The following is a 24827-nucleotide window of genomic DNA, read 5'->3' as shown; positions in this document are numbered from 1 at the left end:
CCCGATACGCTCCGCTCGTGGCCGAGATCCAGATTCCCGCTGACATCAAGCCCGCCGACGGACGCTTCGGCGCGGGCCCCTCCAAGGTGCGGACCGAGGCGCTGGACGCCCTCGCCGCCACCGGTACCTCCCTGATCGGAACATCCCACCGCCAGGCTCCGGTCAAGAACCTGGTCGGTTCGGTGCGCCAGGGACTCCGGGACCTCTTCTCCCTCCCCGAGGGCTACGAGGTGATCCTGGGCAACGGCGGCTCCACCGCCTTCTGGGACATCGCGACCGCCGGTCTCATCGAGCGGAAGTCGCAGCACCTCACCTTCGGCGAGTTCTCCTCGAAGTTCGCCAAGGCCGCGAAGCTCGCGCCGTGGCTGGACGAGCCGTCGGTGATCTCCTCCGAGCCGGGCTCGCACCCCGAGCCGGTCGCCGAGGCGGGCGTGGACGCGTACGCGTACACGCACAACGAGACCTCGACGGGCGTGGCGGCGCCGATCAAGCGCGTCGCGGGCGCCGACACCGGTTCGCTCGTCCTGGTGGACGCGACCTCCGGCGCCGGCGGACTTCCGGTGGACATCACCGAGACCGACGTCTACTACTTCGCCCCGCAGAAGGCCTTCGCCTCCGAGGGCGGCCTGTGGCTGGCGGCGTTCTCCCCCGCCGCCCTGGAGCGTGCCGCCCGCGTGCACGCCTCCGGCCGGCACATCCCGGAGTTCTTCTCGCTGCCGACGGCGATCGACAACTCGCTGAAGAACCAGACGTACAACACCCCGGCGCTGTCCACCCTGTTCCTGATGGACGAGCAGCTGCGGTGGATGAACTCCCAGGGCGGCCTGGAGTTCACGACGGGCCGTACGGCGGCCAGTGCGCGCAACCTGTACGGCTGGGCCGAGGCCTCGAAGTACGCGAGCCCGTTCGTGCAGGACGCCGACAAGCGTTCGGCCGTCATGGGAACGATCGACTTCTCGGACGACATCGACGCGGCGGCGATCTCGAAGGTGCTGCGCGCCAACGGCATCGTGGACACCGAGCCGTACCGCAAGCTCGGCCGCAACCAGCTGCGCATCGCCATGTACCCGGCGGTCGACCCGGCGGACGTGCAGGCGCTGACCGCGTGCATCGACTACGTGATCGAGCAGCTCTGACCCGGCGCGGCCGGATCTGACCGGCATCCGGAGCCCCCGGCGACCACGTGTCGCCGGGGGCTCCGGCGTTCGCGGGGCGGGGCTCTCGGGGCGGGGTGGCGCGGGCGCCCCGTGACACCGCACGCCCACCCGGCCGTCGAGCCGCCGCGCCCGGCCGGGCACCGGATACCCGGGGGCTCCGTGAACACCGGCCGGTCCCCCGCCGCCGCTGCCACCACCGCGACCGCGAACGGCCGCGGCCGGGGCCGCCCCCGGTTCACCGACGACCGCCACCGGGAATGCGCCGTCGCCGTGTTCGCCCACCTGACGGGCACGGCGTAGGGGGCGTCCCCGCACGCGATACCTTCAAGGCGTCCGGGCAGGAGGTTCCCAGGCCCAGCACATCTTGGAGGCAGCGGCGTGAACGTGCGAGTGACGGCGGCCCAGAGCGGCATGGACCCTTTCAGCACGGCCCGGCTGCGGCGCTCGGTGCTCGACGCGTGGGGCTCGGGCCCGGCCCGCTTCCGCGAGGACGCCAACGCCGAGGAGGACCTGGCGCTCGGTGGCTACCGCGACCGGCTCGTCGTCGAGCTGGCCCAGAACGCCGCCGACGCCGCGGCCCGCGCCCGGGTCCCCGGCCGGCTGCGGCTGACCCTGCACGCCGCCGGCCCGCACGGCCCGGCCGTGCTCGCCGCCGCCAACACCGGCGCCCCGCTGGACGCGACGGGCGTGGAATCCCTCAGCACCCTGCGCGCCTCCGCCAAGCGCGAGGAGGCCCGGGACTCCGTCGGCCGCTTCGGCGTCGGCTTCGCCGCCGTCCTCGCCGTCTCCGACGAACCGGCCGTCCTCGGCCGCCACGGGGGCGTGCGCTGGTCGCTGGCCGAAGCCCGCGAAATGGCCCGCGAGGCCTCCGCGTTCAGCCCCGGACTCGGCGACGAACTGCGGCGCCGCGACGGACACGTCCCCCTGCTGCGCCTGCCGCTGCCCGCCGAGGGCACCGCCCCCGAGGGCTACGACACCGTCGTCGTCCTCCCGCTGCGCGACAGCGCCGCCGAGGACCTCGCACAGCGGCTGCTGTCGGGCGTCGACGACGCCCTGCTCCTGACCCTGCCCGGACTGCGCGAGATCGTCGTCGAGACCCCGGCCGACGGCGCCCGCACCCTGTACCGGCGCACCGAGGGCCCGTACACCGTCATCGAGGACTCCGCCTCCGGCACCCACCGCTGGCGCACCGTCCGCCACAGCGGCCCCATCGAGCGGGAACTCCTCGCCGACCGGCCCGTGGAGGAGCGGCTGCGGCCCGTCTGGACCGTCACCTGGGCCGTGCCCGTGGACCCCGACGGCGCGCCCGAACGCCCCCGTACCGCCCCCGTCGTCCACGCGCCGACCCCCACCGACGAACCCCTCGGCATCCCCGCCCTGCTCATCGCCTCCCTGCCGCTGGACACCTCCCGCCGCCACCCCGCGCCGGGTCCGCTGACCGACTTCCTCGTCGCGCGCGCGGCGGACGCGTACGCCGAACTCCTCGGCGCCTGGGACCCGGTGGGCACCGGCCTGGTCGACCTGGTGCCCGGCCCGCTCGGCAAGGGCGAACTCGACGGGGCCCTGCGCGCCGCCGTCCTGACGCGCCTGCCCCGCACCGCCTTCCTCGCCCCGGCCGCCCCCTCCGAGGAGCTGACCCGGCTGCGCCCCTTCGAGGCCGAGGTCGTCGAGGGCGCGGGCGCCGACACCGTACGGGTCCTCGCCGAGGTGCTCCCGACCCTGCTCCCCGCCGGCCTGGAGCGGCGCCCCGAGCTGCGCACCCTGGGCGTGGGCCGGCTGCCGCTCGGCGACGCCATCGAGCGGATCGCCGGCATCGAGCGCACCCCGGACTGGTGGCACCGCCTGTACGACACCCTGGCCGGGGTGGACCCCGACCGGCTGTCCGGGCTGCCCGTCCCCCTCGCCGACGGCCGCACCACGATCGGCCCGCGCCACGTCCTGCTGCCCTACGCCGACACCCCCGCGTCGCTGGCCCGCCTGGGGCTGAAGGTGGCCCACCCGGACGCCGCGCACCCGCTGCTGGAGAAGCTCGGCGCCCTCCCCGCCACCGCGCGCGCCGTCCTGACGACCCCGCAGGTCCGGGCCGCCGTGGCGGGCTCGCTGGACGCGGGCGAGATCTGGGACGAGGACGCCGACGCCCTGGACGCCGAGGAACTGGCCGAGGTGGTCCTCACCCTGGTCCGCGACTCCGCCCTGGCCCCCGGCGACGAGCCCTGGCTGGGCGCGCTGGCCCTGCCCGACGAGGACGGCGAACCGACCCCGGCCGGTGAACTCCTCCTCGCCGGCAGCCCGCTGGCCTCCGTACTGCGCGAGGACGAGATCCCGTACCTGGACGCCGACCTCGCCGAGCGCTGGGACGCCGACGTACTGGCCGCCTGCGGCGTGCTGACCGCGTTCCAGCTGGTCCGCGCCACCGACGTGGTCCTGGACCCGGACGAGCTGGAGCCCCGCGACGGGGACTTCGCCGAACCGGACGACGCGGGGCTGCTCGACGCGGTCGACGTGTGGTGCGAGGACCTCCTCGACCAGCTGCCCGAGACCCCGGTGCCCCCGGTGGCCACCGAGCTGATCGCCGTGCGCGACCTGGACCTCGTCGATGACGACCACTGGCCCCGGGCCCTGGCGATGCTCGCGCAGCCCCCGCTGCGCGACGCCCTGACCCAGCCGGTGCGGATCCTGCTCCCGGACGGCACCACGCAGTCCGTGCGCCCGTACACCGCCTGGTGGCTGCGCGACCACCCCGTGCTCGACGGCCGCCGCCCCGCCGGACTGCGCGCCGCCGGCGGCGACCCGCTCCTGGAAGGGCTCTACACCCCGGCCGACGCCGCCGGCTTCGAGGACGAGCAGGTCCTGCGCGCCCTCGGCGTGCGCACCACGGTCACCGCGCTCCTGGACGAGCCCGGCGGCGCCGCCGAGCTCCTGTCCCGCCTCGCCGACCCGGACCGCGAGGTGACCGGCCGCCAGCTGCACGGCCTCTACGGGGCCCTGGCCGATCTGGATCCCGAGCAGGTCACCCTCCCCGACGAGCTGCGGGCGGTGGTCGACGGGGAGGTGGTCGTGGTGGACGCGGCCGACGCCCTCGTCGCCGACGCCCCGGACCTGCTCCCCCTCGCCGGGGGCCTGCCGCTCCTGCCGGTCGCCCCGGCCCGCGCGGCCGACCTGGCGGAGCTCCTCCAGGTGCGCCGCCTCTCGGACACCGTCCCGGCGGAGGTGACCACCCCGGGCGAGGAGCACGAGGTACCGGAGGCCGTACGGATCCTCCTGGGCCCGGCCACGCCGCCGACGTACGTCGAGCACGAGGAACTGATCGCCGGCGGCACGGAACTGGACTGGCGCCGCACCCCGGACGGCACCCTCCACGCGGCCACGCTGGAGGGCGTGGCGGCCGGCCTCGCCTGGTCCGCGGGCCAGTGGCCCCGCCGCTTCGAGGTGGCGGCCCTCCTGGAGGACCCGTCCCGCACGGCGGAATTGGCCCGCGACCGGTGGTTCGACTGACGGGCGGCCCCGTCAGGCCGGGAACCTGCGGCCCACCCACCGGAAGGTGAACTCGATCAGGGCGGCCGCGGCCGCCGCGATCGCCACCGCGATCCACGGCATCGTGACGCCCACCAGCTTGAGCTGGAAGAACTCCTGGAGCCACGGCACGACGAGGACGATCAGGAAGGCCCCGCCCATCGCGCCGACCAGCGCCACCCGCCACCAGGTGTACGGGCGGGCGATGATCGCCAGCACCCACATCGAGGTGAGGAACAGGGTCAGCGTCGCCGCGCTGGTCTCGGCCTGGAGGGCGTCCGGGCCGCTGTAGTGGGCGCGGGCGATCAGGTAGGTGACGAAGGTGGCGACGGCCGCGATCACCCCGCCGGGGATCGCGTACCGCATGACCCGCTTCACGAAGTTCGGCTTCGCGCGTTCCGTGTTCGGCGCCAGGGCCAGGAAGAAGGCGGGGATGCCGATGGTGAGCGTGGACAGCAGGGTCAGGTGGCGGGGCAGGAAGGGGTACTCGACCTGGGAGCAGACCACCAGGACGGCGAGGAGGACCGAGTAGACCGTCTTGGTGAGGAAGAGGGTCGCGACGCGCGTGATGTTGCCGATGACGCGGCGCCCCTCGGCGACCACCGAGGGGAGGGTGGAGAAGCTGTTGTTGAGGAGGACGATCTGCGCGACGGCGCGGGTGGCCTCCGAGCCCGAGCCCATCGAGACGCCGATGTCGGCGTCCTTGAGGGCGAGGACGTCGTTGACCCCGTCGCCGGTCATGGCGACCGTGTGGCCCCTGGACTGGAGGGCGGCGACCATCTCCCGCTTCTGCTGCGGGCTGACGCGGCCGAAGACGGCGTTCTCGTCGAGGACGGCGGCCATCCCCTCGCGTTCGGCGGGCAGCTTGCGGGCGTCGACGGTGTTCTGGGCGCCCGGCAGCCCGAGCTTCCCGGCGACGGCGCCCACGGAGACGGCGTTGTCGCCGGAGATGACCTTGGCCTTGACCTCCTGGTCCGCGAAGTAGCGCAGGGTGTCGGCGGCGTCGGGGCGCAGCCGCTGTTCCAGGACGACGAGGGCGGTGGGTCTGCTGCCGGTGGCCACGGCGGCGTCGTCGAGCTCGCGGGCCGAGCGGGCCAGCAGGAGGACCCGCAGGCCCTGCTCGTTGAGGCCCTCGATCTCCTCCAACGCCGGGTCCCCGGCGGGCAGCAGCACGTCGGGGGCGCCGAGCAGCCAGGTGTTGTTCTCGCCGTCGCCCTCGCTGAAGCTGGCGCCGCTGTACTTGCGGGCGGAGGAGAAGGGCAGGGACTCGGTGCAGCGCCACTCGGCGCTGTCGGGGTAGGCGTCGATGATGGCCTGGAGGCTGGCGTTGGGGCGCGGGTCGGACTCGCCGAGGGCGCCCAGCACCTTCCTGACGTAGGCCTGGTCCGCGCCGCCCAGGGGGCGCAGCTCGGTGACGTCCATGCCGCCCTCGGTGAGGGTGCCGGTCTTGTCGAGGCAGACGACGTCGACGCGGGCGAGGCCCTCGATGGCGGGGAGCTCCTGGACGAGGCACTGCTTGCGGCCGAGCCGGATGACGCCGACGGCGAAGGCGACGGAGGTGAGGAGGACGAGCCCCTCGGGAATCATCGGGACGATGCCGCCGACGGTGCGGGCGATGGCGTCCTTGACGTTGTTCTGCTTGACGACGAGCTGGCTGACGATCAGGCCGATCGAGGTCGGGATCATCATCCAGGTGACGTACTTGAGGATGGTGGAGATGCCGCTGCGCAGCTCGGAGTGGACGAGGGTGAAGCGGGAGGCCTCTTCGGCCAGCTGGGCGGCGTAGGCCTCGCGGCCGACCTTGGTGGCGGTGAAGGCGCCGCCCCCGGCGACGACGAAGGACCCGGACATGACCTGGTCGCCGGGCTTCTTGAGGACGGGGTCGGCCTCGCCGGTGAGCAGGGACTCGTCGATCTCCAGTCCGTCGGCCTCGCCGACGGTCCCGTCGACGACGACCTTGTCGCCGGGGCCGAGTTCGATGACGTCGTCGAGGACGATCTCGGAGGTGGAGATCTCCGCCGTGGCGCCGTCCCGGCGGACGCTCGGTTTGGCCTCGCCGATGACGGCCAGCCCGTCGAGGGTCTTCTTGGCGCGCATTTCCTGGATGATGCCGATGCCGGTGTTCGCGACGATCACGAAACCGAAGAGGCTGTCCTGGATGGGCGCGACGATGAGCATGATCACCCAGAGGACGCCGATGATGGCGTTGAAGCGGGTGAAGACGTTGGCGCGGACGATCTCGGCCGTGGAGCGGGAGGAGCGGACGGGCACGTCGTTGACGTCGCCGCGGGCGACCCGCTCGGCTACCTCGGCGGTGAGGAGGCCGCCCGGCTTGAAGCGGGGGGCGGGGGGCTTCACCGGGTGGACGGGATCCAGCTCCGCTCCCGCGTCGATGGCGGGGCCGGCGCCGGAGCGCTCCGGCCCGTCATGGTCGATCTTCGCCCGCTGCGTCATGCTTTCGACGGTAAAGGGCGCCGGGACGGTTCACCCGCCGAGAAGTCGGAAGATCCGACTTCAGGATGAGTGGAATCGTCCCTTGGTCGGGGTCGGGGTCGGGGTCGGGGTCGGGGTGGAGGCCGGGGCCGGCGTCCGGGCCCTAGCCCTCGGAGCCGGGCGCACCACCGGGCGTGCCGGGGGACGCGGGGTCCGCTCCGGCGCCCCGGGCGGCAGCAGCGGCCGCCTGCTCGGCGGCGTGGCGCTTGAGGGCGGCGTCGCGGCCCCGGACGTACCAGATGCCGATGAGACCGAGCCCGCCGCCGGCCGCGCAGGTCCACACCCACCACAGCAGGTCCCGGTCCGAGAACCACCCGTAGAAGGGCAGCTGGACGAGGAACATGGCGAACCAGAGGATCGTGCCGCCGGTGATGGTGGCGACCACCGGGCCCTCAAGGGGCTCGGGCGCCTCGTGCTGAGCAGTCCACTTCGCCATGGGGACCAGTCTAGGTGGCCGGATTTGGGGTCTACGCGCGGAGATGGACTGCCTCTCGTTCATGTGTTCATACTGAAACGGTTTGCCTACGGCCGGTTTCGTTCGTATGAACCACCCAATCAACCCGTTTGAGGACCGCATGAGCACCTCGGCACCCGCCGCGGCCCCCACCACCAGCCTCGACCGCTACTTCAAGATCTCGGAGCGCGGTTCGACCGTGGCCCGGGAGTTCCGGGGCGGCTTCGCGACCTTCTTCGCGATGGCCTACATCATCGTGCTGAACCCGATCATCCTGGGCAGCGCGAAGGACATGTACGGCCACCAGCTCGACAGCGGCCAGCTCGTCACGGCCACCGTGCTGACGGCGGCCTTCACCACCCTCCTCATGGGCGTGATCGGCAACGTCCCGATCGCCCTCGCGGCCGGCCTCGGCGTCAACACCGTCGTCGCCCTCCAGCTCGCCCCGCGGATGAGCTGGCCCGACGCCATGGGCATGGTGGTCCTGGCGGGCTTCGTGGTGATGCTGCTGGTCGCCACCGGCCTGCGCGAGCGGGTCATGAACGCGGTCCCGCTGGGGCTGCGCAAGGGCATCGCGATCGGCATCGGCCTGTTCATCATGCTGATCGGCCTGGTCGACTCCGGCTTCGTCACCCGCATCCCGGACGCCGCGCACACCACGGTCCCGCTCCAGCTCGGGAGCAACGGCCACCTGCACGGCTGGCCGGTCCTGATCTTCGTGGCCGGGGTCCTGCTCACGCTCGCCCTGCTGATCCGCAAGACGCCCGGCGCGATCCTGATCTCCATCGTGGTCATGACCTTGATCGCCGTCGCCGTACAGGCGGTCGCCGACCTGCCGGACCTGGCCTGGGGCCTGACCGTGCCGCAGTGGCCCGGCAACCCGGTGGCCGCGCCCGACTTCGGCCTCGTCGGCCAGGTCAGCCTGTTCGGCGGCTTCGGCAAGGTCGGCGTGCTGACCGGCGTGCTCTTCGTCTTCACCGTGCTGCTGTCCTGCTTCTTCGACGCGATGGGCACGATCCTCGGCGTCGGCGACGAGGCCAAGCTGACGAAGCCGGACGGCACCTTCCCCGGCATCAACCGGGTCCTGCTGGTGGACGGCCTGGCCGTCGCCGCCGGCGGCGCGACCTCCTCCTCGGCCACCACCTGCTTCGTGGAGTCCACCGCGGGCGTCGGCGAGGGCGCCCGCACCGGTCTGGCGAACATCGTGACCGGCGGCCTCTTCACCGTCTCGCTCTTCCTGACCCCGCTGGCCACCATGGTGCCCTCGCAGGCCGCCACCCCCGCCCTCGTGGCGGTCGGCTTCCTGATCCTGGCCGGCTCGGTCAGGGACATCGACTGGAACGACTTCACCATCGCCGTCCCGGCCTTCCTGGCCATGGTGATGATGGCGTTCACCTACTCGATCACCAACGGCATCGGCATCAGCTTCATCAGCTTCAGCGTGCTGCGCCTGGCGACCGGCCGGGGTCGCGAGGTCCCGGCGGCGATGTACGTCGTCTCGGCGGTGTTCGCCTTCTACTACGCGATGCCGGCCCTCGGCCTCACGTAGCCGCCCCTTCACCGCGGGCGGTCAGGTCAGGTCAGACCGTAGAACTTCTCCGTCTCGTCGACCGCGGTCTTGAACCGCTCGTCGAAGTCATCGCGAATGAGCGTCCGGACGACATAGTCCTGGACGCTCATTCCGCGTTTGGCGGCATGGTTCCGGAGCCGCTCCAGCAGCTCCCCGTCTATGCGCACGCTCAGCACATGTGTCCCCATGCCGAAAGGGTCGGGCCAGACGGCGTGGACGCGTGTCACTTTCCGCCGCCGACTCACCCGTACGAGTGACGACCCCCACCCGGTGTTCCTTAGGAAAAGTAATGAGTTATTCTAAGTACATGCCTGACCTCTCCCATGGCGACGACGCTGCCGCCGTGAACGACCTCCGCTCCGCCGTCATGCGGCTGGGCCGGCGCCTGAAGCACCAGCGCGTCGACGAATCGCTGAGCCCGACCGAGATGTCGGTCCTCGGCACCCTCGCCCGCTGCGGCCAGGCCACCCCCGGTGAGCTGGCCCGGCGCGAGCACGTCCAGCCCCCGTCGATGACGCGCATCGTCGCCCTGCTGGAGGCCAAGGGACTGGTCAGGCTGGAGCCGCACCCCGAGGACCGCCGCCAGAAGGTGGTCAGCCAGACCGAGGAGGCCGAGGCGATGCTCGAAGAGAGCCGTCGCAAGCGCAACGCCTTCCTGGCCGGGCTCGCGGCCGAGCTCACCGAGGACGAATGGGCCAAGCTCCGCGAGGCCGCACCCGTCCTGGAGAAGCTCGCGCACCTATAGGAACGACGCCAGGAGGCGAACGCTTTTGAGTACGGGAACCGGAGCAGACTCCGCACCCGGCCACACATCCACCCCCTCCAACGCAGTCCCCCCGGGCAGGAACCCGGGAACGCCTCCCGGCGCCGGCCGGGGGATGTTCAGCTCGCTGCGGATCCGCAACTACCGGCTCTTCGCGGCCGGCCAGGCAGTCTCGAACACGGGCACCTGGATGCAGCGCATCGCCCAGGACTGGCTGGTCCTCTCCCTGACCGGCTCGGCCTCCGCGGTCGGCATCACCATCGCCCTGCAGTTCCTGCCGATGCTCGTGTTCGGCCTCTACGGGGGCGTCCTCGCCGACCGGCTGCCCAAGCGGCCGCTGCTCCTGGCCACCCAGGGCGCCATGGGTCTGACCGGCATCGCGCTCGCCGTCCTCACCCTGGCCGGACACGTCCAGGTCTGGCACGTCTACCTCGCGGCCTTCCTGCTCGGCCTGGTCACCGTCCTCGACAACCCGGCCCGGCAGACGTTCGTCTCCGAGATGGTCGGTCCCGCGCAGGTCGCCAACGCGGTCAGCCTGAACTCCGCCAACTTCCAGTCCGCGCGGCTGGTCGGCCCGGCGATCGCCGGCGTGCTCATCACCGCCGTCGGCTCCGGCTGGGCCTTCCTGCTGAACGGGCTGTCCTTCGCGGCGCCCATCGCGGGCCTGCTGATGATGCGGACGCGCGAACTGCACCCCGTCACACCGCAGCCGCGCGCGAAGGGACAGCTGCGGGAGGGCCTGCGGTACGTCGCGGGCCGGCCGGAGCTGGTGTGGCCCATCGTGCTGGTCGGCTTCATCGGCACCTTCGGGTTCAACTTCCCGATCTGGCTGTCGGCCTTCGTCGGCGACGTCTTCCACGGCGACGCCGACACGTACGGACTGTTCAACACCCTGATCGCGGCGGGCTCCCTGGTCGGCGCCCTGCTGGCCGCGCGCCGGGGCCAGGCCCGGCTGCGGGTGCTGGTGACGGCCGCGGTCCTCTTCTCCGCCCTGCTGCTGGTGACGGCGATCGCACCGTCCTTCTGGCTGTTCTCGGCGCTGCTGGTGCCCGTCGGGATGTTCGGCCTGACCGTGAACGTGGTGGCCAACTCCAGCGTCCAGATGGCCACCGACCCCGAGATGCGGGGGCGGGTCATGGCGCTGTTCATGATGGTCTTCACCGGCGGCACCCCGGTCGGGGCGCCGCTCGTGGGGTGGATCACCGACACCTACGGAGCCCGCCTCGGCATGGCCGCCGGCGGCCTGGTCTCCCTCGCGGCGGCGCTCGGCGTCGCGGTGGTCCTCTCCCGGGTCGGCAACCTCCGCCTGAGCGTGAACCGCCACGGGATCGCCTTCGTCCCCGCCGCCCGCACCGACCGCGCCCGCGCACTGGTCAAGGCGGCGTAGCCCTTCCCCCGGCCGGGGCCCGGCCGGGGCCCGGTCGGGGGCCGGCCGGGGCCCGGTCGGGGGCCGCGGAGCCCGCGCGCGGGGATATCGTCGGGGCATGAGGCTGTTCGCCGCCGTGTTGCCGTCCGACGGGGCCGTCGAGGAACTGCGGGCCGCGCTCGCCGGGGTGCCCCGCGGGGACGGGCTGCGGTGGACCGCCGAGGAGGGCTGGCACTTCACGCTCGCCTTCCTCGGCGAGGTCCCCGCCCGGCTCCTCCCCGACCTGCACGCCCGCCTCGCCCGCGCGGCCACCCGTACCGAGCCCTTCGCGCTGCGCCTGCACGGCGCGGGCCACTTCGGCGACCACGCCCTGTGGACCGGAGCCGCCGGCGGCCTCGACGCCCTGCGGCTGCTCGCCGAGCGGGCCGACGCCGCCGCCCGGCGGGCCGGGATCCCGATGGAGCAGCACCGCCGCTACACCCCCCACCTCACCCTCGCCCGCAGCCGGGGCGCCGCCGACCTGCGGCCGTTCCTCGACGCGCTCGCGGGCTTCGAGGGCACGCCCTGGCGGGTCGACACCCTCAGCCTCGTCCGCAGCAACCTCCCCACCAGCGGTGTCCCCGGTGAGCAGCCTCGGTACGAGGTCGTCGAGGCCTGGCCCCTGACGGGCTGAGCGGGCCCCGTCCCCTGGCGCCCCGTCCCGCCCGGCCCCGTCGCGCCCCGCCCCACCCCCGGGCCGGTGAAGCGCAGGGTTCCGGGACGGTTCATGTTCCGGTGGCCCGGACTTCGGGGCGCGGAATCCGGATTCCGGTGAAAAAGGAGCAGTAGAGGCGATCCCGGCATGCTCACGCCGAGTACCCGCCCGCCTCCGCCCGCTGACGCACCGTGCCCCGATGACGGCCGCCCACCCCATCCCATGGGCGGCCCGGCCCCTCCAGTCACCCTTGAAGGAGTCCCCGTGCCGTTCACCGAGCCCACCGCCACCCTCCCGGTCCCGTCCCGCGTCGCCACCCGGCGGAGGCTGCTGATGTGCCGTCCCCAGCACTACGACGTCACGTACTCGATCAACCCCTGGATGCACCCGGAGCAGCGCACCGACACCGCCCTCGCCCTCCGCCAGTGGGAGCGGCTGCGCGACCTGTACCTCGACCTCGGCCACCTCGTGGAGGAGATCGACCCGGTCGGCGGCCTCCCCGACATGGTGTTCGCCGCCAACGGCGCCACCGTGGTCGACGGCAAGGTCTACGGGGCCCGCTTCCGGCACGCGCAGCGCACCGCGGAGGGTCCGGCGTACCTCGACTGGTTCGAGCGCCGGGGCTACCGCGAGGTGCTGTGGCCCGAGTTCATCAACGAGGGCGAGGGCGACATCCTCACCGTCGGCCGCCGGCTGCTGGCCGGCACCGGCTTCCGCACCGATCCGCGCTCGCACGCCGAGGCCCAGGAGTTCTTCGGCCTGCCGGTGACGAGCCTGACCCTCGTCGACCCGGAGTTCTACCACCTGGACACGGCACTGGCCGTGCTCTCCGACGACGAGGTCATGTACTACCCGGCCGCCTTCTCCGAGGGCAGCCGGTCCGTGCTCCGCACGATGTTCCCCCGGGCGATCCTCGCCACCGCCGAGGACGCCGCGGTCTTCGGGCTGAACGCCTTCTCCGACGGCCGCCACGTGCTGCTGCCGGAGGCGGCGACCGGTCTGCGGGCCCAGCTCAGCGAGCGCGGCTTCGAGCCGATCGGGGTCGACCTCTCCGAGCTCCTCAAGGCGGGCGGCAGCGTCAAGTGCTGCACCCTGGAGCTGCGCGACCGCTGAGTCACCGCCAACGAAGTTTCCGGAAAGGACCGTTGTGACCTCTGCGACCGCGATCGCGGACAGCTACACCCGCCTGCTCGACCTCCTGGGCGACGGAGGGGCCGACTACCGGCTGCTCCACCACGCCCCGGAGGGCCAGACCGAACTCGCCAGCCTCATCCGCGGCCACCGCCTCGAAGAGGCCGCCAAGTGCCTGGTCATCAGAGTCGCGCTGGGACGCAAACGACGCCGCTACGTCATCGCCGTGGTGCCGGGGCACCGGCGCGTCGACCTGGAGGCGGTGCGGGCGGCGTACGGGGGCACGAACGCCTCCTTCGCCGTGCGGGCGGTCGCCGAGGAGCTGACGGGCTGCGCCAGCGGTTCGATCATGCCGGTGAGCTTCGACCCGTCGGTGGAGGTGGTGGTCGATCCGGAGCTGCTGGAGCGGGAGGAGATCTGGTTCAACGCGGGCCGGCTCGACGTGTCGGTGGCCCTGCGCACGTCGAGCTACGTCGCGTTGGCCCGGCCCCGGCCGGCCCGGATCACCGAGGAGCCCGCACTGGTGACCGCGGCCGGCTGAGCGCGCCCGGCCGGGTCGGGGGCGTCGCCGCCCCGGTGGCTGAGGGTGACGTACAGGTACTCGTCGAGGACCTTGGCCAGCGGGAGTCCGGGCCGGCCCAGCCAGGCGGTCAGCGCGTCCTCGTCCAGGCCGCTCCCGGCGAGCGCGGCCTGCGCCCAGGCCCTGCCGGTGCGCAGGTGCCGGTCGAAGGCGGCGGCGTCCCGCGCGCCGTGCATGCGGGTCGCGATCGCCGCGTCCCAGGGCATCACGGTGCGCGGCCGCAGCGCGAACAGGGCCTTGGCGGCGGCGGTCGGCCCGAGGGTGCGGCGGCCGAGCGGGAGCGCGGCCAGGTCCCCGTACGCGGCCGCGAGCCGGGCGACGTCCCGGTCGGCCAGCGCCGCGAGCGGGGCCCCGGGCAGGCTGTGCCGGCCCCACCAGGCGTCGAGCCCGGTCCCCAGCGGGTCGGGCTCGCCGTCCCGGGGGTAGCGGATGCGGCAGCCCCAGGCGTTGAGCCAGCGGTGCAGGGCGGTGCGGTGCGCGGCCCGGGACAGGTCGAGGCCGGGGGCGGTGTCGGCGACCAGCGCCCGCCAGCTGCGGTCGACTCCGGGGAAGGCCCCGAACACCGCGGCGGCCTCCCGCAGCCCGTCGAGGCCGGGCGCGGGCGGCAGCCCGCCCTCCAGGTGGGCGCGGGCCACCTTCGCCGGTACGCACATCCGCCAGGCGTCGGTGACCAGCTCGGCCAGCTCCCCGTGGCCGAGGGCGGACATCCGGGCGTGCACCCAGTTGTAGCGCAGGTCACCGGCGCCGGGCAGGGAGAACTTCGCCGGCTCGGACGCGACCAGCGCGGCCCGCTCCTCCTTGGGAAAGGCGAACCCGAGCTCGCTCTCGTCCCGGGAGAGGGCGAGGTAGACGATCCGCCCGATCCGGAACTTCACCCGGTCGCGGACGAGGTGCTCCTCGGTGCGCGGCAGCGCGAGCGCGAGCCGCCGTACGTCTTCCACGGTCACCACCATGGCGAAAGTCTCGCAGCCCCCGGCGCCGGGGGCGGGGGCGGTCACGTTAGTCTCGACGGGTGGACCCGAAGACCAGAAACCGTGTCATGGCCGGTGTGCTCGTGCTGATGTTCGTCGTCGTCGCCGTGGCGGCCGCCGTCGGACAGTAGGACCCGCCCGGCGGCCGCCCCGGCCGGCCCGCTACCAGGCGAAGGCCTCCGGCGAGGCCCCCGGCCCCGGGAAGACCTCGTCCAGGGAGGCGAGGAGTTCCCCGGAGAGTTCCAGCTCCACCGCCCGCAGCGCGGAGGCGAGCTGCTCGGCGGTACGGGGACCGACGATCGGTCCGGTGACGCCGGGCCGGGTCAGCAGCCAGGCCAGGGCCACTTCGCCGGGCTCCAGGCCGTGCTTGTCGAGCAGGTCCTCGTACGCCTGCACCTGCGCCCGTACCGAGCTGTTGGCCAGCGCGTCCGCCGACCGGCCGGAGGCACTGCGCCCCGACTCGGCCGCCTTGCGGATCGCGCCGCCCAGCAGGCCCCCGTGCAGCGGGGACCAGGGGATGACGCCGAGTCCGTACGCCTCGGCGGCCGGGATGACCTCCATCTCGGCGCGCCGCTCGGCGAGGTTGTAGAGGCACTGCTCGCTGACCAGTCCGAGCCGACCCGTGCGGGCGGCGGTCTCGTTGGCCTGCGCGATCTTCCAGCCGGGGAAGTTGGAGGAGCCCGCGTAGAGGATCTTGCCCTGCTGGACGAGGACCTCGATGGCCTGCCAGATCTCCTCGAAGGGGGTCTGCCGGTCGACGTGGTGGAACTGGTAGACGTCGATGTGGTCGGTCCGCAGCCGCCTGAGGCTGTCATCGACGGCGCGGCGGATGTTCAGGGCCGAGAGCCGGTCGTAGTTGGGCCACGCCGCGCCCTCGGGGGCCATCGAGCCGTAGACCTTGGTGGCGAGCACCGTCTTGTCGCGGCGGCCGCCGCCCTGGGCGAACCAGGTCCCGATGATCTCCTCGGTGCGGCCCTTGTTCTCACCCCAGCCGTACACATTGGCGGTGTCGAGGAAATTGATGCCGGCGTCGAGGGCCGCGTCCATCAGGGCGTGGCTTTCGGCCTCGCCCGTCTGGGGGCCGAAGTTCATGGTGCCGAGGACGAGTCGGCTGACCTTGAGTCCGGTGCGTCCGAGCTGCGTGTACTTCATGGGCCCCAAGCCAACTGCTTCGAGTCCACTCCAGGCAAGACCCCGCCGGTGTCGGCGTGTTACGGCTCGCGGGCGGGGCGGTAGGGGCCGCCGATGCCCCAGGCCTGGTGCAGGACGGCCGCGAACTCGCCCGCCAGGCGGTGTTCTCCGGAGGCGTTGGGGTGGGTGCCGTCGTAGGTGTCGTGGGCGATCTCGTACGCCTGCGGGCGCGCGGCCAGCAGGACCGGCGAGGCGTCGGTCGTGAGGTCGGCGACCGCCTTGGCGAGCAGTTCGTTGAACCGGGTGACCTCCGCCGCGAAGGGCGGGTCCTCCTGGGCGCGGACGTTCGGGATGACGGGCAGGAACACCATGCGGATCCCGGGGCGCGCCCGGCGCGCCGCGTCGACGAAGAGGCGCACGTTGGCCGCGGTCTGCTCGGCCTTGGTGTAGAAACCGAGGTCGATCAGGCCGAGGGAGACGAGCAGGACGTCGGCGCGGCCCTCGTGGGCGGCGGGGCCGATGAGCGGGGCCATGTGCTGCCAGCCCTCGCCCCAGCCGGCGAGGTGGCGGCGGGCGTCGGCGGGGAAGCCGGGGGCGGCGTAGGCGTGGCTGGTGCCCGCGCCGGTGGCGGCGTCGTAGAGCGCGGTGCGCGGGCCGACGATCTCGAAGGGGCCGTCCAGGGTGGCGGCCAGGTGCTGCCACATCCGGTAGCGCCAGGTGTAGTCGCCGGCGCGTCCGATGGTCATGGAGTCGCCGACGAACATGAAACGCATCCGGTCATCATCGCGGATCACGCGACAGGTATTCCTGTGATGCCGGACACGCCGGACGGGCTGGCAGGCTGGGGGAATGCGCCTGTTGCCCGTACGGACCGCCCTTCCCTCCGTCCCCGCCGTTGCGGCCGCCCTGCTGTGCGCGGCCCTGCTGGCGGGGACCGCCGCCCCGGCCGTGGCGGCCCCGGCGGACGACCGGCCCGGCGCGTCCGGGTTCACCATCACCGATCCGCGGATCACGGAGTCGAGCGGACTGGCGGCGAGCCGGATCCACCCCGGCGTCTACTGGACGCACAACGACAGCGACGACGGCCCGTACGTGTACGCGGTGGACTCGGCGACGGGCCGGACCGTGGCCCGGGTGACGATGAGCGGCATCGGGACCCCCCGTGACGTCGAGGCCATCTCGCTCGGCCCCGACGGGCAGTTGTACGTCGGGGACATCGGGGACAACCGGGACGGCACCTGGGACCACGTGTGGATCTACCGCTTCCCGGAGCCGAAGGAGCTGCGCGACACCACCGTCAAGGCCGAGCAGTTCACGGTGACCTACGCCGACGGGCCGCGCAACGCGGAGGCCCTGATGGTGCATCCGGTGACGGGCCGGGCGTACATCGCCAGCAAGAACGAGCAGCGGGGCGGCCTGTACGAGGGTCCGGAGCGGCTGTCGGCGGACGGTCCCAACGTCTTCCGGCGGGTCGCGGACGTGCCGTGGGTGACGGACGGGGCGTTCTCGCCGGACGGCGGGCGGCTGACGCTGCGCGGCTACTTCACGGCCCGTACCTACCCGTGGAAGGACGGCCGGCCCGAGGGCGGGGGCGAGCGGGTGGACGCGCCGTGGCAGGGGCAGGCGGAGTCGGTGACGTACACCCCGGACGGGAAGACGCTGATGTTCGGGGCGGAGGGTGCGAACAGCAGGGTGGTGGCCGTTGCGGTGGTCCCGCCCGGACCGGCCGCCGGGGGCGGTCCCTCCGCCTCCGGTCCGGCCCCCTCCGGTGCGGCGGGCGGCGGGAACGGGGACCGGGCGGACGGCGGGCCGGCCGGCCGGGGCGGCGGCTACGGCAAGGGCGTGCTCGTGCTGGCGGCGGCAACGGCCCTGGTCGTCGGGGGAAAGCGGCTGTTCAGGCGGCGGTCCGGCAGCTGAACACGAGGGGAACCGGCGGGAGTCGGGCCGCGTCCCTGCCCACGGAACGGGACTGGTCATGTCCATGGCCGCCGTGACGTGGTGGGAGGGGTACCGGAAATGAGAGCGGCGATGTCCTCGGCCGCCGTGGCGCCGCGGGACAGGTTCGACCGGTTCACGGACGTCGTGGCGCGCTCCCTCGCGCCGACCGCGATCCGCTGCGTGGACCCCGGCGGTTTCCGCGCCGACGCCGCCGTTCTGGACCTGGGCCCCGTCCGGGTCTCCACCTTCCACTACGCCCCGCTGCGCTCGCGCCGCACCCCGGGCCACATCCGCCGGGGCGACCCCGGGCAGTACCAGCTGGCCCTGGTCACCGGCGGCCCCATGTGGGTCGACCGGCACCGGGCCGACTCGGGGCCGGTCGACGGAGACCTGGTGCTGTGGGACACCTCCCACCCCTACGAGGCGGGCGCCCCCGGCGAGGACGACGCCCTGGTCCGCGCCGTCGTCCTGCAGATCCCCCGCACCGCGCTGCCGCTGCGCCCCGACCGGGTGGACCGGCTGCTCGCCCAGCGGATCCCGGCCGGCCGGGGCACGGGCGCGGTCCTGGCCCGGTTCCTCGGCTCGGTCGACGCCCACGCGGAAGGCTGCGGGGAACGGGAGCTGGCCCACCTGGGCACCGCCGCCCTGGGGCTCGCGGCGGCCTGCCTCGCCGAACGCCTCGACGTGCACGACGACCTCCCCGCCGAGGCCCGCGAGGAGGTGCTGCTGCGGCAGATCGACGCCTTCATCGAGCGCAACCTCGGCGACCCGGAGCTCACCCCCGGGATGGTCGCCGCCCGCCACCACATCTCGCTGCGCCGCCTGCACCTGCTCTTCCAGGGGCGGCCGGAGGGGGTCGCCGCCTCCATCCGGCGCCGCCGGCTGGCGGGCTGCCGCGCCGACCTGCTGCGGCCCGCGCTGGCCGGGCGGCCCGTCCACGCGATCGCCGCCCGCTGGGGGTTCACCAGCGCGGCCGTCTTCAGCCGGGCGTTCCGGCAGGCCTACGGGACCAGCCCGTCGGAACTACGCCGGACCGGCCCGGCCGGACGGCTGCCGTGACGGGGCCGGCGGCTGATCGGGCAGGGGGCGTTGCGCGCAAGGTCAACGATCCTTGCGCGCAGCGCACGGGCCGGTGCCCGGCCACGCCCTAAGCTCGATTTCCGGCCACCGCCGGGGCAACCCGGCAGGTGCCGCCCGCCGGGCCCCAGGGGCCCCGGGCATCGCGGCCCCGGGCCGGGCCGGGTTCAGGCCCGGTCGTCGATCGGGATCTGCTGGTGCGGGCCCTTGCCGTTCACGGGGGTGACGGCAGGGGCTTGCGGGGCTTCCGGCGCCTGCCGGGGCTCCGGCGACGGCTGGGCCATCGAGGCCAGCATCTGCCGGGCCATGCCCAGGCCCGCGCCGCCCATCGTGAGGGCCTTCGCGAACATCTCGGACATCCCCTCGGCCCCGTTGAGCAGCACCATGTGCTCGACGTTCCCGAACGCTCCCGCGCCCGCCTCGACGATCGCCGGCCAGTTCTCGGCGAGCTGCTGCGCGACCACCGCCTCCTGGTTCTCCGCCAGCGCGGCGGCCCGCGCCTTGATCGCCTCGGCCTCGGCGAGGCCCTTCGCCTTCGCCGCCTCCGCCGCCGCCAGGCCGTTCGCCCGCGCCGACTCGGCCGCCGCGAGGCCCTTGGCCTGGGTGGCCGCCGCCTCCGCCTCACCGCTCGCCCGCATCGCCGTCGCCGCCGCGAGCCCGCGCGCCTCGGTGGCCTGGGCCTCGGCGGACGCGGCCGTCCGCACCCGGGTCGCCTCGGCGGCCGCCGCCAGCTCCGTCTCCTTCGCCTTGGCCTGCGCCGCCGAGATGCGGGCGTCGCGCTCCGCCTCGGCGAGGGTCCTCGTCTGGTACGCCGCCGCGTCCGCGGGCTTGCGCACGTCGGCCTGGAGCTGCTGCTCGCGCCGGTGCGCCTCCAGCTCCGCCACCCGGGTCTCCTGGACGACGACCTCCTGCTTGGCCGCGGCCTCCGACAGCGGGCCCGCCTGGCGGGCGGTGGCCGCGGCCTTGTCCCGCTCGGCCTGGTAGCCGGCCTGGAGGATCTCGCTGTCGCGGGTGGCCTCCGCCATCCGCGCGAAGGCCGTCTGCTCGGCCTCGGTCGCCAGCCGGTTCGCCTCGGCCTGCGCGATGCGCGCGTCCCGCTGCACAGCGGCCGCGTGCGGCATGGCCAGGTTCTTGATGTAGCCGGTCGGGTCCTCGATCTCGTGGATCTGCAGCGAGTCCACGATCAGACCCAGCTTCTCCATCTCGGTCCCGCAGGCCGCCCGCGTCTGCCCGGTCAGCTTCTCGCGGTCACGGATCATGTCCTCGACCGTCAGGCCGCCGACGATGGAGCGCAGATGGCCCGCGAAGACGATGTGCACCCGCTCCGGCATCATCTTCTGCTGGTCCAGGAACCGGCGCGCGGCATTGGCGATGGACACCATGTCGTCGCCGATCTTGAAGATCACGACGCCCTTCACCCGCAGGGGGATGCCCTGGTGGGTGACGCAGTCCACGTTCAGCTGGGTCTCGTTCAGATCCAGCGAGAGTTTGCGGACCGCCTGCACCCCGGGCAGCACCAGCGTTCCGCGCCCGGTGACGATCCGGAAGCCCATGCCCTCGCCGATGCCCTCGGTCTTGTGCGTGGAGCCGGAGATGACGAGCGCCTCGTTCGGTTCGGCCACCCGCCACATGAGCTTGAACAGGCCGATCAAGGCAATGATTGCGGCGAGTACGATTCCCGCCACGACGCCGATAGCCATCGGCAACGCCCCCTTATCGCGGTGCCGTTCGACACCGACGAGGGCGAGTCTGCGCCTGGTGGGGCCGCCGGAGAAGTGGCGGGATCATTCTTGTCGCCATCTTGATACGCACGGGTGCCGCGGACCGGACCGGCCGGTGGACATGACAGGGTGGACGGATGACGGCGCACCCTTCCCGGCCCCCTGCCGACCTGCTCGCAGCGCGTGAGCGCGTCTACGTTCCCTGCGGGTTCGACTGCTCGCCGCCGGTCCCCGAGGCCGAGAGCGCCGCGTACGACGCGTGCGCGTTCACCCTGGACGGCCTCGCCGTCCGCTTCCGGTCGGCCAGGACGACGCCCACCAAGGCGGGCCAGTTCGTCACCGTCTGGAAGAGGGCCCCGGGCGGAGGACCCATCGCGCCCTTCGACGTGTCGGACCCGGTCGACCTCTTCGTCGTCAGCAGCCGGGACGGCGAAGGCTTCGGCCAGTTCGTCCTGCCCCTCGGCGTGCTCCGCCGCCGGGGCGTCGTCTCGGTGGACGGCGCCGGGGGCAAGCGGGCCTTCCGGGTCTACCCGCCGTGGGTGACCACCACCAGCCGGCAGGCGGAGCGTACGCAGGCCTGGCAGCTGGAGCACTTCCTGTCGCTGGACGGCCCCGTCGACACCGCCCGCGCGCGGGAGCTGTACCGCGCTCAGCCGACCGGATAGGCGGCCATCACGTACACCGTGCGCGGCGGAAGGTGCTCGACGACCGTCACGAGGGTTCCGACCGTCAGCAGGCCCTCGCCCGGGGCCGGATGGGCGAGGAAGTGCTCGGCCCCGCCCCGGATCCGCACGATGACCTCTCCGACCAGGCCCGGCCCGACGGTCCCGGTCACCCGGCCGGTCATCCCCACCATGTCAGCGTCCGTCTCCCCCATTCCCCGAGCGTACGCGGGGAACGGGTCCGGGGGACGGGTCAGGAGTGGCCGAGGTCGGCGGACGGGAGGTCGGCCTCCGGGACCGAGCCGGTCCCCGCCGCGGGCCGCAGCGGGAACTCGTCCGTCGCCATCGAGTCGAGCACCGGCGGCGCCGGCCGGAGCGGCTTCGGCATGACGGCGGCCTCCGAATGGCCCCCGCACCCGTAGGAGAGGGACACCAGCCGGCCGTCGGCCGGTCCGAACTCGTTCGCGCAGATCCCGAAGGCCTGGCCCAGCGACCCGCCGATCGCGACGAGGAAGCCGCAGGAGACGCACGACGCGGGCGCCGCCTGCGCCATCGGGGTCTTCGCGCCGAAGGACTCGTCCCAGCGGTCGGCCGCGCTGTGCAGCCCGTACCGCGAGAGCACCCGTGCCCGCCGCATGCCCAGTTCCTCGGCGACGGCCGTGATGGAGCCGCGCGCGGGGACGACCACCCGGTCGGTGACGTCGGCGTCCTCGGCCTCGACCAGTTCGGCCATCTCGGTGGAGACCACCGCGTTCGGCGGCGGGGCGTCCTCACCCGAGTAGCCCGGCTCCAGCCGCAGGTCGTCCGCGTCCGTGGGGAGCAGGTCCCCGGGGCCCATGTCCCCCGGCCGCAGCCGCTCGCTCCACGGCACCCACTCGGGTGCCTGCAGGGCGTCCTCGCCGGGCAGCAGCACCGTTTCGTTGAGGGTGACGTTCTTCGCGCGGGAGGCGCGGGTCACGGTGACGGCCCAGCGCCAGCCGCGGTAGCCCGGTTCCTTGCACTCGAAGAAGTGCGTGACGACCCGGTCGCCCTCCGCTACGGCGGAGACGTGCTCGCCCACCACGCCGGGGAAGGCGGCCTCCTCGGCCGCCGCGCGGGCGAGTTCTACCGCCTCGACGCACAGGCGGTCAGGGGTACGCGGGGTACGGCTTCGCGTCGTCGTCGCAGCACTCACAGGTCTCGTTCTCTCCTACGCCGTCTCACGAGTGCGCCGTCCGTACTGTCGTCCACAACGACCCGTCGGTCTCGTCCGTACGTAGCGCGGGCGGAGCGGACCAGAGGGCCGCGTCGACGTCCGCGCCCGATCGGCCTCGGGCGCACCCCACTGCGATCCATTCTGCGGGATCGCGAAGAGGCGCGCGGCCAAGAGCAACCGCCGGTGGCGCGCTACGCACGCTACCTCCTCCGAAGCCTTCGGCCCACATGCGAGGTCCGATTCGCGGACATCCCGGTGGCCCGCGACGCGCCGGGGCGGCCCCGGGAGGGCCGAGTGGGGCACTATGGCCACGTGGCACCCGTACGGTCGTCCGTCGACGGCTCGGGACCGGCCAGACGGGCCGGCCGGGCCGTCGGGCGTGCCCTGCACCTCCCCATCACCGGTACGGCGCGCGGAATCCGGCGCGCCACGCACGCCCACGGGGCGGGTGAATCGGGCCTCGGCCGGCTGATCGAACTGCACGCCATCAACGGCGCCGGCGATGTGATGATCACCGTCGCGCTGGCTTCCACGGTGTTCTTCTCCGTTCCCACGGACGAGGCGCGCGGCCGGGTGGCCCTGTACCTGGCCATCACCATGGCCCCTTTCACCCTGCTGGCCCCCGTGATCGGGCCGCTGCTGGACCGGCTGCCGCACGGGCGGCGCGCGGCGATGGCGTGCGCGATGCTGGCGCGGGCCCTGCTGGCGGTGATGATGTCCGGCGCGGTGGCCACCGGCGGCCTGGAGCTGTACCCGGCGGCGCTGGGGGTGCTCGTCGCGTCGAAGGCGTACGGGGTCGTGCGCAGCGCCGTGGTGCCGCGGCTGCTGCCGCCGAAGTTCTCACTCGTCAAGGCGAACTCCCGGGTCACGCTCGCCGGCCTGCTCGCGACGGGCGCCGCCGCGCCGGTGGCGGCCGGGCTGCACGCGATCGGACCGCCGTGGCCGCTGTACGGGGCCTGCGCGATCTTCGTGTGGGGGACGTTCGCGGCGTTCCAGCTGCCGCACAAGGTGGACGAGGCGAAGGGGGAGCGGCGGGCACGGCTGTCCACCCACGAGGCGCACTCGAAGCGTCCGGGGCTGCGGACGGTCAGCCGGCCGGTGCTGTGCGGGCTGCTGGCGAACGCGGCGATGCGCGCCCTGTCGGGGTTCTTGATCTTCTTCCTGGCGTTCCTGCTGCGCGAGCACCCCCTGGCGGGGCAGAGCGCGGCGGTGTCGCTCGGGATCGTCGGCGTGTCGGCGGGAGTGGGCAACGCGGCGGGGACGGCCGTGGGCGCGTGGCTGCGGGCCCGGGCCCCGGAGGCCATCATCGCGGCGGTGCTGGCGGTGACGCTCACGGTGGCGGTGCTGGCGGCGGTGCTGTTCAGCGGGCTGCTCATGGCGGTGCTCGCCGGGACGGCGGGGTTCTGCCAGGCGCTGGCGAAGCTGTCGCTGGACGCGATGATCCAGCGGGACGTGCCGGAGGCGGTGCGGACGTCGGCGTTCGCGCGGTCGGAGACGGCGCTGCAGGTGGCGTGGGTACTGGGCGGCGGGATCGGGATCGTGCTGCCGCTGAACGGGGTGCTGGGGATGGCGGTCGCCGCCACGATGGTGGCCGCGGGCACGGTCATGGCCTTCCGCGGCCTCCTGGCGACCCCGCGCCCGCACCGTCCGGGCTCCGCCCGCACCCGCGTGGCGTAGCGCCCGCCGCCCGGCGGAACCCGGCCACGCCGTCGTGTGGGGCGCGGGGCCCGGGGGCCGGCCCCCCGATCCGGCGCCGCACACGAACGCGCCGGTGCGGGGGCCCGGCCAGGGCCCCGAGGGGGTCGGGGCGGCTGCGCGCGCGTGGTCCCGTACCGCCCGGCCAGGGCCGCGGCGTGGCCGAAGACCCCCCGTGCGGCGGCGCGGGCCGGTGGCCCGATAGCCTTCGGCTCATGACCGCACCGCTTTTCCCGGGTAGGGCCCGCCGCAGCGTCGCGGCCCTCGGAGCCGTCTCTGCCGGCCTCCTCCTCCTGTCCGCCTGCGACAAGCCGACGCCGCTCGCGACGGTGACCGTCGGCAGCTCGTCGGTGTCCGCCGAGTCCGAGTGCCGCGGCGACGGCAAGGACCTCTCCATGGACAAGGTCCAGGAGTGCCTCACCGGCGTCAAGAACGCCAAGACCATCGAGTACGGCCGTGGCGACACGCTGCGCCTGGGCGTCGAGCCCGCCGTCGTCGAGGACGGCAAGAAGTGGCAGGCGGTCCTCGACGGGCAGCCGATCACGGAGCCGTCCGGCAACACCTACCGCAGCTTCCAGGGCGCCGACGTCTTCGCGACCGGCGGCCAGGGCGAGGCGCCGGCCTCGAAGATGCTCGGTTTCGTCCAGGTCGGCGAGGACGGCAAGCCGCTCGCCGTCTGGTCCTTCAAGCTCAAGCTGAAGTAAGCCGGGACCGCC

At 73.7% G+C, this 24827-nt stretch carries 23 protein-coding genes; 14 read left to right on the top strand and 9 right to left on the bottom strand.

What is annotated here, in order from left to right:
- The first annotated feature begins 17 nt into the window (after positions 1–17).
- The 3 genes from serC (at position 18) to ACZ5D2_RS19260 (ending at position 4652) form a co-directional block, all read left to right on the top strand.
- Positions 18–1136, top strand: coding sequence for a phosphoserine transaminase (gene serC, locus ACZ5D2_RS19270; RefSeq protein ID WP_371677351.1), 1119 nt, complete (start codon positions 18–20; stop codon positions 1134–1136).
- A gap of 111 nt (positions 1137–1247) precedes the next feature.
- Positions 1248–1457 (top strand): hypothetical protein, encoded by a 210-nt coding sequence (locus tag ACZ5D2_RS19265; protein WP_468930630.1) that lies wholly within the window; start codon positions 1248–1250, stop codon positions 1455–1457.
- Positions 1458–1568: 111 nt separating this feature from the next.
- Positions 1569–4652 (top strand): sacsin N-terminal ATP-binding-like domain-containing protein, encoded by a 3084-nt coding sequence (locus ACZ5D2_RS19260; RefSeq protein ID WP_468930693.1) that lies wholly within the window; start codon positions 1569–1571, stop codon positions 4650–4652.
- A 12-nt stretch (positions 4653–4664) separates the two neighbouring features.
- Here the strand turns inward: ACZ5D2_RS19260 and ACZ5D2_RS19255 are convergent, their stop codons facing one another.
- Positions 4665–7124, bottom strand: a complete 2460-nt coding sequence (locus tag ACZ5D2_RS19255; RefSeq protein ID WP_371677352.1) for an HAD-IC family P-type ATPase — start codon at positions 7122–7124, stop codon at positions 4665–4667.
- A 142-nt stretch (positions 7125–7266) separates the two neighbouring features.
- Complete coding sequence (locus tag ACZ5D2_RS19250; RefSeq protein ID WP_371677353.1) at positions 7267–7599, bottom strand: DUF2530 domain-containing protein; 333 nt, start codon at positions 7597–7599, stop codon at positions 7267–7269.
- Positions 7600–7738: 139 nt separating this feature from the next.
- Between ACZ5D2_RS19250 and ACZ5D2_RS19245 the strand changes: the two genes are divergently transcribed.
- Positions 7739–9166 carry an NCS2 family permease gene (locus ACZ5D2_RS19245; protein WP_371677354.1) on the top strand — a complete coding sequence of 476 codons (1428 nt, stop codon included), beginning with the start codon at positions 7739–7741 and terminating at the stop codon, positions 9164–9166.
- A gap of 26 nt (positions 9167–9192) precedes the next feature.
- On the opposite strand, the gene ACZ5D2_RS19240 is transcribed toward ACZ5D2_RS19245, so the two are convergent.
- Positions 9193–9375, bottom strand: coding sequence for a ribbon-helix-helix protein, CopG family (locus ACZ5D2_RS19240; RefSeq protein WP_030239290.1), 183 nt, complete (start codon positions 9373–9375; stop codon positions 9193–9195).
- A 119-nt stretch (positions 9376–9494) separates the two neighbouring features.
- On the opposite strand from ACZ5D2_RS19240, the gene ACZ5D2_RS19235 reads away from it, so the two are divergent.
- From ACZ5D2_RS19235 to ACZ5D2_RS19215, 5 genes are all read left to right on the top strand, one after another.
- Complete coding sequence (locus ACZ5D2_RS19235; RefSeq protein WP_030239287.1) at positions 9495–9932, top strand: MarR family winged helix-turn-helix transcriptional regulator; 438 nt, start codon at positions 9495–9497, stop codon at positions 9930–9932.
- A 25-nt stretch (positions 9933–9957) separates the two neighbouring features.
- Complete coding sequence (locus ACZ5D2_RS19230) at positions 9958–11337, top strand: MFS transporter (protein ID WP_371677355.1); 1380 nt, start codon at positions 9958–9960, stop codon at positions 11335–11337.
- Positions 11338–11434: 97 nt separating this feature from the next.
- Positions 11435–11989: an RNA 2',3'-cyclic phosphodiesterase gene (gene thpR, locus ACZ5D2_RS19225; RefSeq protein WP_371677356.1), complete on the top strand. Its 555-nt coding sequence runs from the start codon at positions 11435–11437 to the stop codon at positions 11987–11989.
- A 243-nt stretch (positions 11990–12232) separates the two neighbouring features.
- On the top strand, positions 12233–13123 hold the full coding sequence (gene ddaH, locus ACZ5D2_RS19220) for a dimethylargininase (protein WP_468930622.1): 891 nt from the start codon (positions 12233–12235) through the stop codon (positions 13121–13123).
- A gap of 34 nt (positions 13124–13157) precedes the next feature.
- Positions 13158–13682, top strand: a complete 525-nt coding sequence (locus ACZ5D2_RS19215) for a YbaK/EbsC family protein (protein ID WP_371677358.1) — start codon at positions 13158–13160, stop codon at positions 13680–13682.
- Here the strand turns inward: ACZ5D2_RS19215 and ACZ5D2_RS19210 are convergent.
- The 3 genes from ACZ5D2_RS19210 to ACZ5D2_RS19200 all read right to left on the bottom strand — a co-directional run bounded on the left by ACZ5D2_RS19210 (position 13610) and on the right by ACZ5D2_RS19200 (position 16596).
- Positions 13610–14674 carry an MmcQ/YjbR family DNA-binding protein gene (locus ACZ5D2_RS19210; protein WP_371677359.1) on the bottom strand — a complete coding sequence of 355 codons (1065 nt, stop codon included), beginning with the start codon at positions 14672–14674 and terminating at the stop codon, positions 13610–13612. The genes ACZ5D2_RS19215 and ACZ5D2_RS19210 overlap by 73 nt on opposite strands.
- A gap of 180 nt (positions 14675–14854) precedes the next feature.
- Complete coding sequence (locus ACZ5D2_RS19205; RefSeq protein WP_371677360.1) at positions 14855–15844, bottom strand: aldo/keto reductase; 990 nt, start codon at positions 15842–15844, stop codon at positions 14855–14857.
- A gap of 59 nt (positions 15845–15903) precedes the next feature.
- A complete protein-coding gene (locus tag ACZ5D2_RS19200; protein WP_371677361.1) occupies positions 15904–16596 on the bottom strand; it encodes a GDSL-type esterase/lipase family protein in 693 nt (230 codons plus the stop codon).
- A gap of 76 nt (positions 16597–16672) precedes the next feature.
- On the opposite strand from ACZ5D2_RS19200, the gene ACZ5D2_RS19195 reads away from it, so the two are divergent.
- Together ACZ5D2_RS19195 and ACZ5D2_RS19190 are read left to right on the top strand one after the other, a co-directional pair.
- Positions 16673–17740 carry a WD40 repeat domain-containing protein gene (locus ACZ5D2_RS19195; protein ID WP_468930616.1) on the top strand — a complete coding sequence of 356 codons (1068 nt, stop codon included), beginning with the start codon at positions 16673–16675 and terminating at the stop codon, positions 17738–17740.
- Positions 17741–17851: 111 nt separating this feature from the next.
- Positions 17852–18820: an AraC-like ligand-binding domain-containing protein gene (locus ACZ5D2_RS19190; RefSeq protein WP_371677363.1), complete on the top strand. Its 969-nt coding sequence runs from the start codon at positions 17852–17854 to the stop codon at positions 18818–18820.
- A gap of 185 nt (positions 18821–19005) precedes the next feature.
- Here the strand turns inward: ACZ5D2_RS19190 and ACZ5D2_RS19185 are convergent, their stop codons facing one another.
- Complete coding sequence (locus ACZ5D2_RS19185; protein WP_468930614.1) at positions 19006–20538, bottom strand: flotillin family protein; 1533 nt, start codon at positions 20536–20538, stop codon at positions 19006–19008.
- 158 nt (positions 20539–20696) lie between these two features.
- On the opposite strand from ACZ5D2_RS19185, the gene ACZ5D2_RS19180 reads away from it, so the two are divergent.
- Complete coding sequence (locus tag ACZ5D2_RS19180; protein ID WP_371677364.1) at positions 20697–21224, top strand: MepB family protein; 528 nt, start codon at positions 20697–20699, stop codon at positions 21222–21224.
- Here ACZ5D2_RS19180 and ACZ5D2_RS19175 read toward each other — a convergent pair.
- Together ACZ5D2_RS19175 and ACZ5D2_RS19170 are read right to left on the bottom strand one after the other, a co-directional pair.
- Positions 21209–21436 carry a hypothetical protein gene (locus ACZ5D2_RS19175; protein ID WP_371677365.1) on the bottom strand — a complete coding sequence of 76 codons (228 nt, stop codon included), beginning with the start codon at positions 21434–21436 and terminating at the stop codon, positions 21209–21211. The two genes, ACZ5D2_RS19180 and ACZ5D2_RS19175, sit on opposite strands and share 16 nt — an antisense overlap.
- Positions 21437–21474: 38 nt before the next feature.
- Positions 21475–22395 (bottom strand): DUF3027 domain-containing protein, encoded by a 921-nt coding sequence (locus ACZ5D2_RS19170; RefSeq protein WP_371677366.1) that lies wholly within the window; start codon positions 22393–22395, stop codon positions 21475–21477.
- Positions 22396–22710: 315 nt separating this feature from the next.
- Between ACZ5D2_RS19170 and ACZ5D2_RS19165 the strand changes: the two genes are divergently transcribed.
- Together ACZ5D2_RS19165 and ACZ5D2_RS19160 are read left to right on the top strand one after the other, a co-directional pair.
- Complete coding sequence (locus tag ACZ5D2_RS19165; RefSeq protein ID WP_371677367.1) at positions 22711–24093, top strand: MFS transporter; 1383 nt, start codon at positions 22711–22713, stop codon at positions 24091–24093.
- A gap of 233 nt (positions 24094–24326) precedes the next feature.
- Positions 24327–24815: a DUF2771 domain-containing protein gene (locus ACZ5D2_RS19160; RefSeq protein WP_371677368.1), complete on the top strand. Its 489-nt coding sequence runs from the start codon at positions 24327–24329 to the stop codon at positions 24813–24815.
- Positions 24816–24827: the final 12 nt, after the last annotated feature.

The organism is Streptomyces sp. NPDC031479 (genome assembly GCF_055581065.1).
The sequence above is the reverse complement of the archived record's forward strand: the minus strand, read 5'-3'. Positions and strand labels throughout refer to the sequence as shown.

Coding starts and splice junctions, on each gene's coding strand:
- ACZ5D2_RS19185 (WP_468930614.1), bottom strand. CDS start 20,538: ATGGCTATCGGCGTCGTGGCGGGAATCGTACTCGCCGCAATCATTGCC.
- ACZ5D2_RS19180 (WP_371677364.1), top strand. CDS start 20,697: ATGACGGCGCACCCTTCCCGGCCCCCTGCCGACCTGCTCGCAGCGCGT.
- ACZ5D2_RS19205 (WP_371677360.1), bottom strand. CDS start 15,844: ATGAAGTACACGCAGCTCGGACGCACCGGACTCAAGGTCAGCCGACTC.
- thpR (WP_371677356.1), top strand. CDS start 11,435: ATGAGGCTGTTCGCCGCCGTGTTGCCGTCCGACGGGGCCGTCGAGGAA.
- ACZ5D2_RS19260 (WP_468930693.1), top strand. CDS start 1,569: ATGGACCCTTTCAGCACGGCCCGGCTGCGGCGCTCGGTGCTCGACGCG.
- ACZ5D2_RS19240 (WP_030239290.1), bottom strand. CDS start 9,375: ATGGGGACACATGTGCTGAGCGTGCGCATAGACGGGGAGCTGCTGGAG.
- ACZ5D2_RS19250 (WP_371677353.1), bottom strand. CDS start 7,599: ATGGCGAAGTGGACTGCTCAGCACGAGGCGCCCGAGCCCCTTGAGGGC.
- ACZ5D2_RS19255 (WP_371677352.1), bottom strand. CDS start 7,124: ATGACGCAGCGGGCGAAGATCGACCATGACGGGCCGGAGCGCTCCGGC.
- ACZ5D2_RS19195 (WP_468930616.1), top strand. CDS start 16,673: ATGCGCCTGTTGCCCGTACGGACCGCCCTTCCCTCCGTCCCCGCCGTT.
- ACZ5D2_RS19175 (WP_371677365.1), bottom strand. CDS start 21,436: ATGGGGGAGACGGACGCTGACATGGTGGGGATGACCGGCCGGGTGACC.
- ACZ5D2_RS19245 (WP_371677354.1), top strand. CDS start 7,739: ATGAGCACCTCGGCACCCGCCGCGGCCCCCACCACCAGCCTCGACCGC.
- ACZ5D2_RS19235 (WP_030239287.1), top strand. CDS start 9,495: ATGCCTGACCTCTCCCATGGCGACGACGCTGCCGCCGTGAACGACCTC.
- ddaH (WP_468930622.1), top strand. CDS start 12,233: ATGGGCGGCCCGGCCCCTCCAGTCACCCTTGAAGGAGTCCCCGTGCCG.
- ACZ5D2_RS19190 (WP_371677363.1), top strand. CDS start 17,852: ATGTCCTCGGCCGCCGTGGCGCCGCGGGACAGGTTCGACCGGTTCACG.
- ACZ5D2_RS19210 (WP_371677359.1), bottom strand. CDS start 14,674: ATGGTGGTGACCGTGGAAGACGTACGGCGGCTCGCGCTCGCGCTGCCG.
- ACZ5D2_RS19200 (WP_371677361.1), bottom strand. CDS start 16,596: ATGCGTTTCATGTTCGTCGGCGACTCCATGACCATCGGACGCGCCGGC.
- ACZ5D2_RS19160 (WP_371677368.1), top strand. CDS start 24,327: ATGACCGCACCGCTTTTCCCGGGTAGGGCCCGCCGCAGCGTCGCGGCC.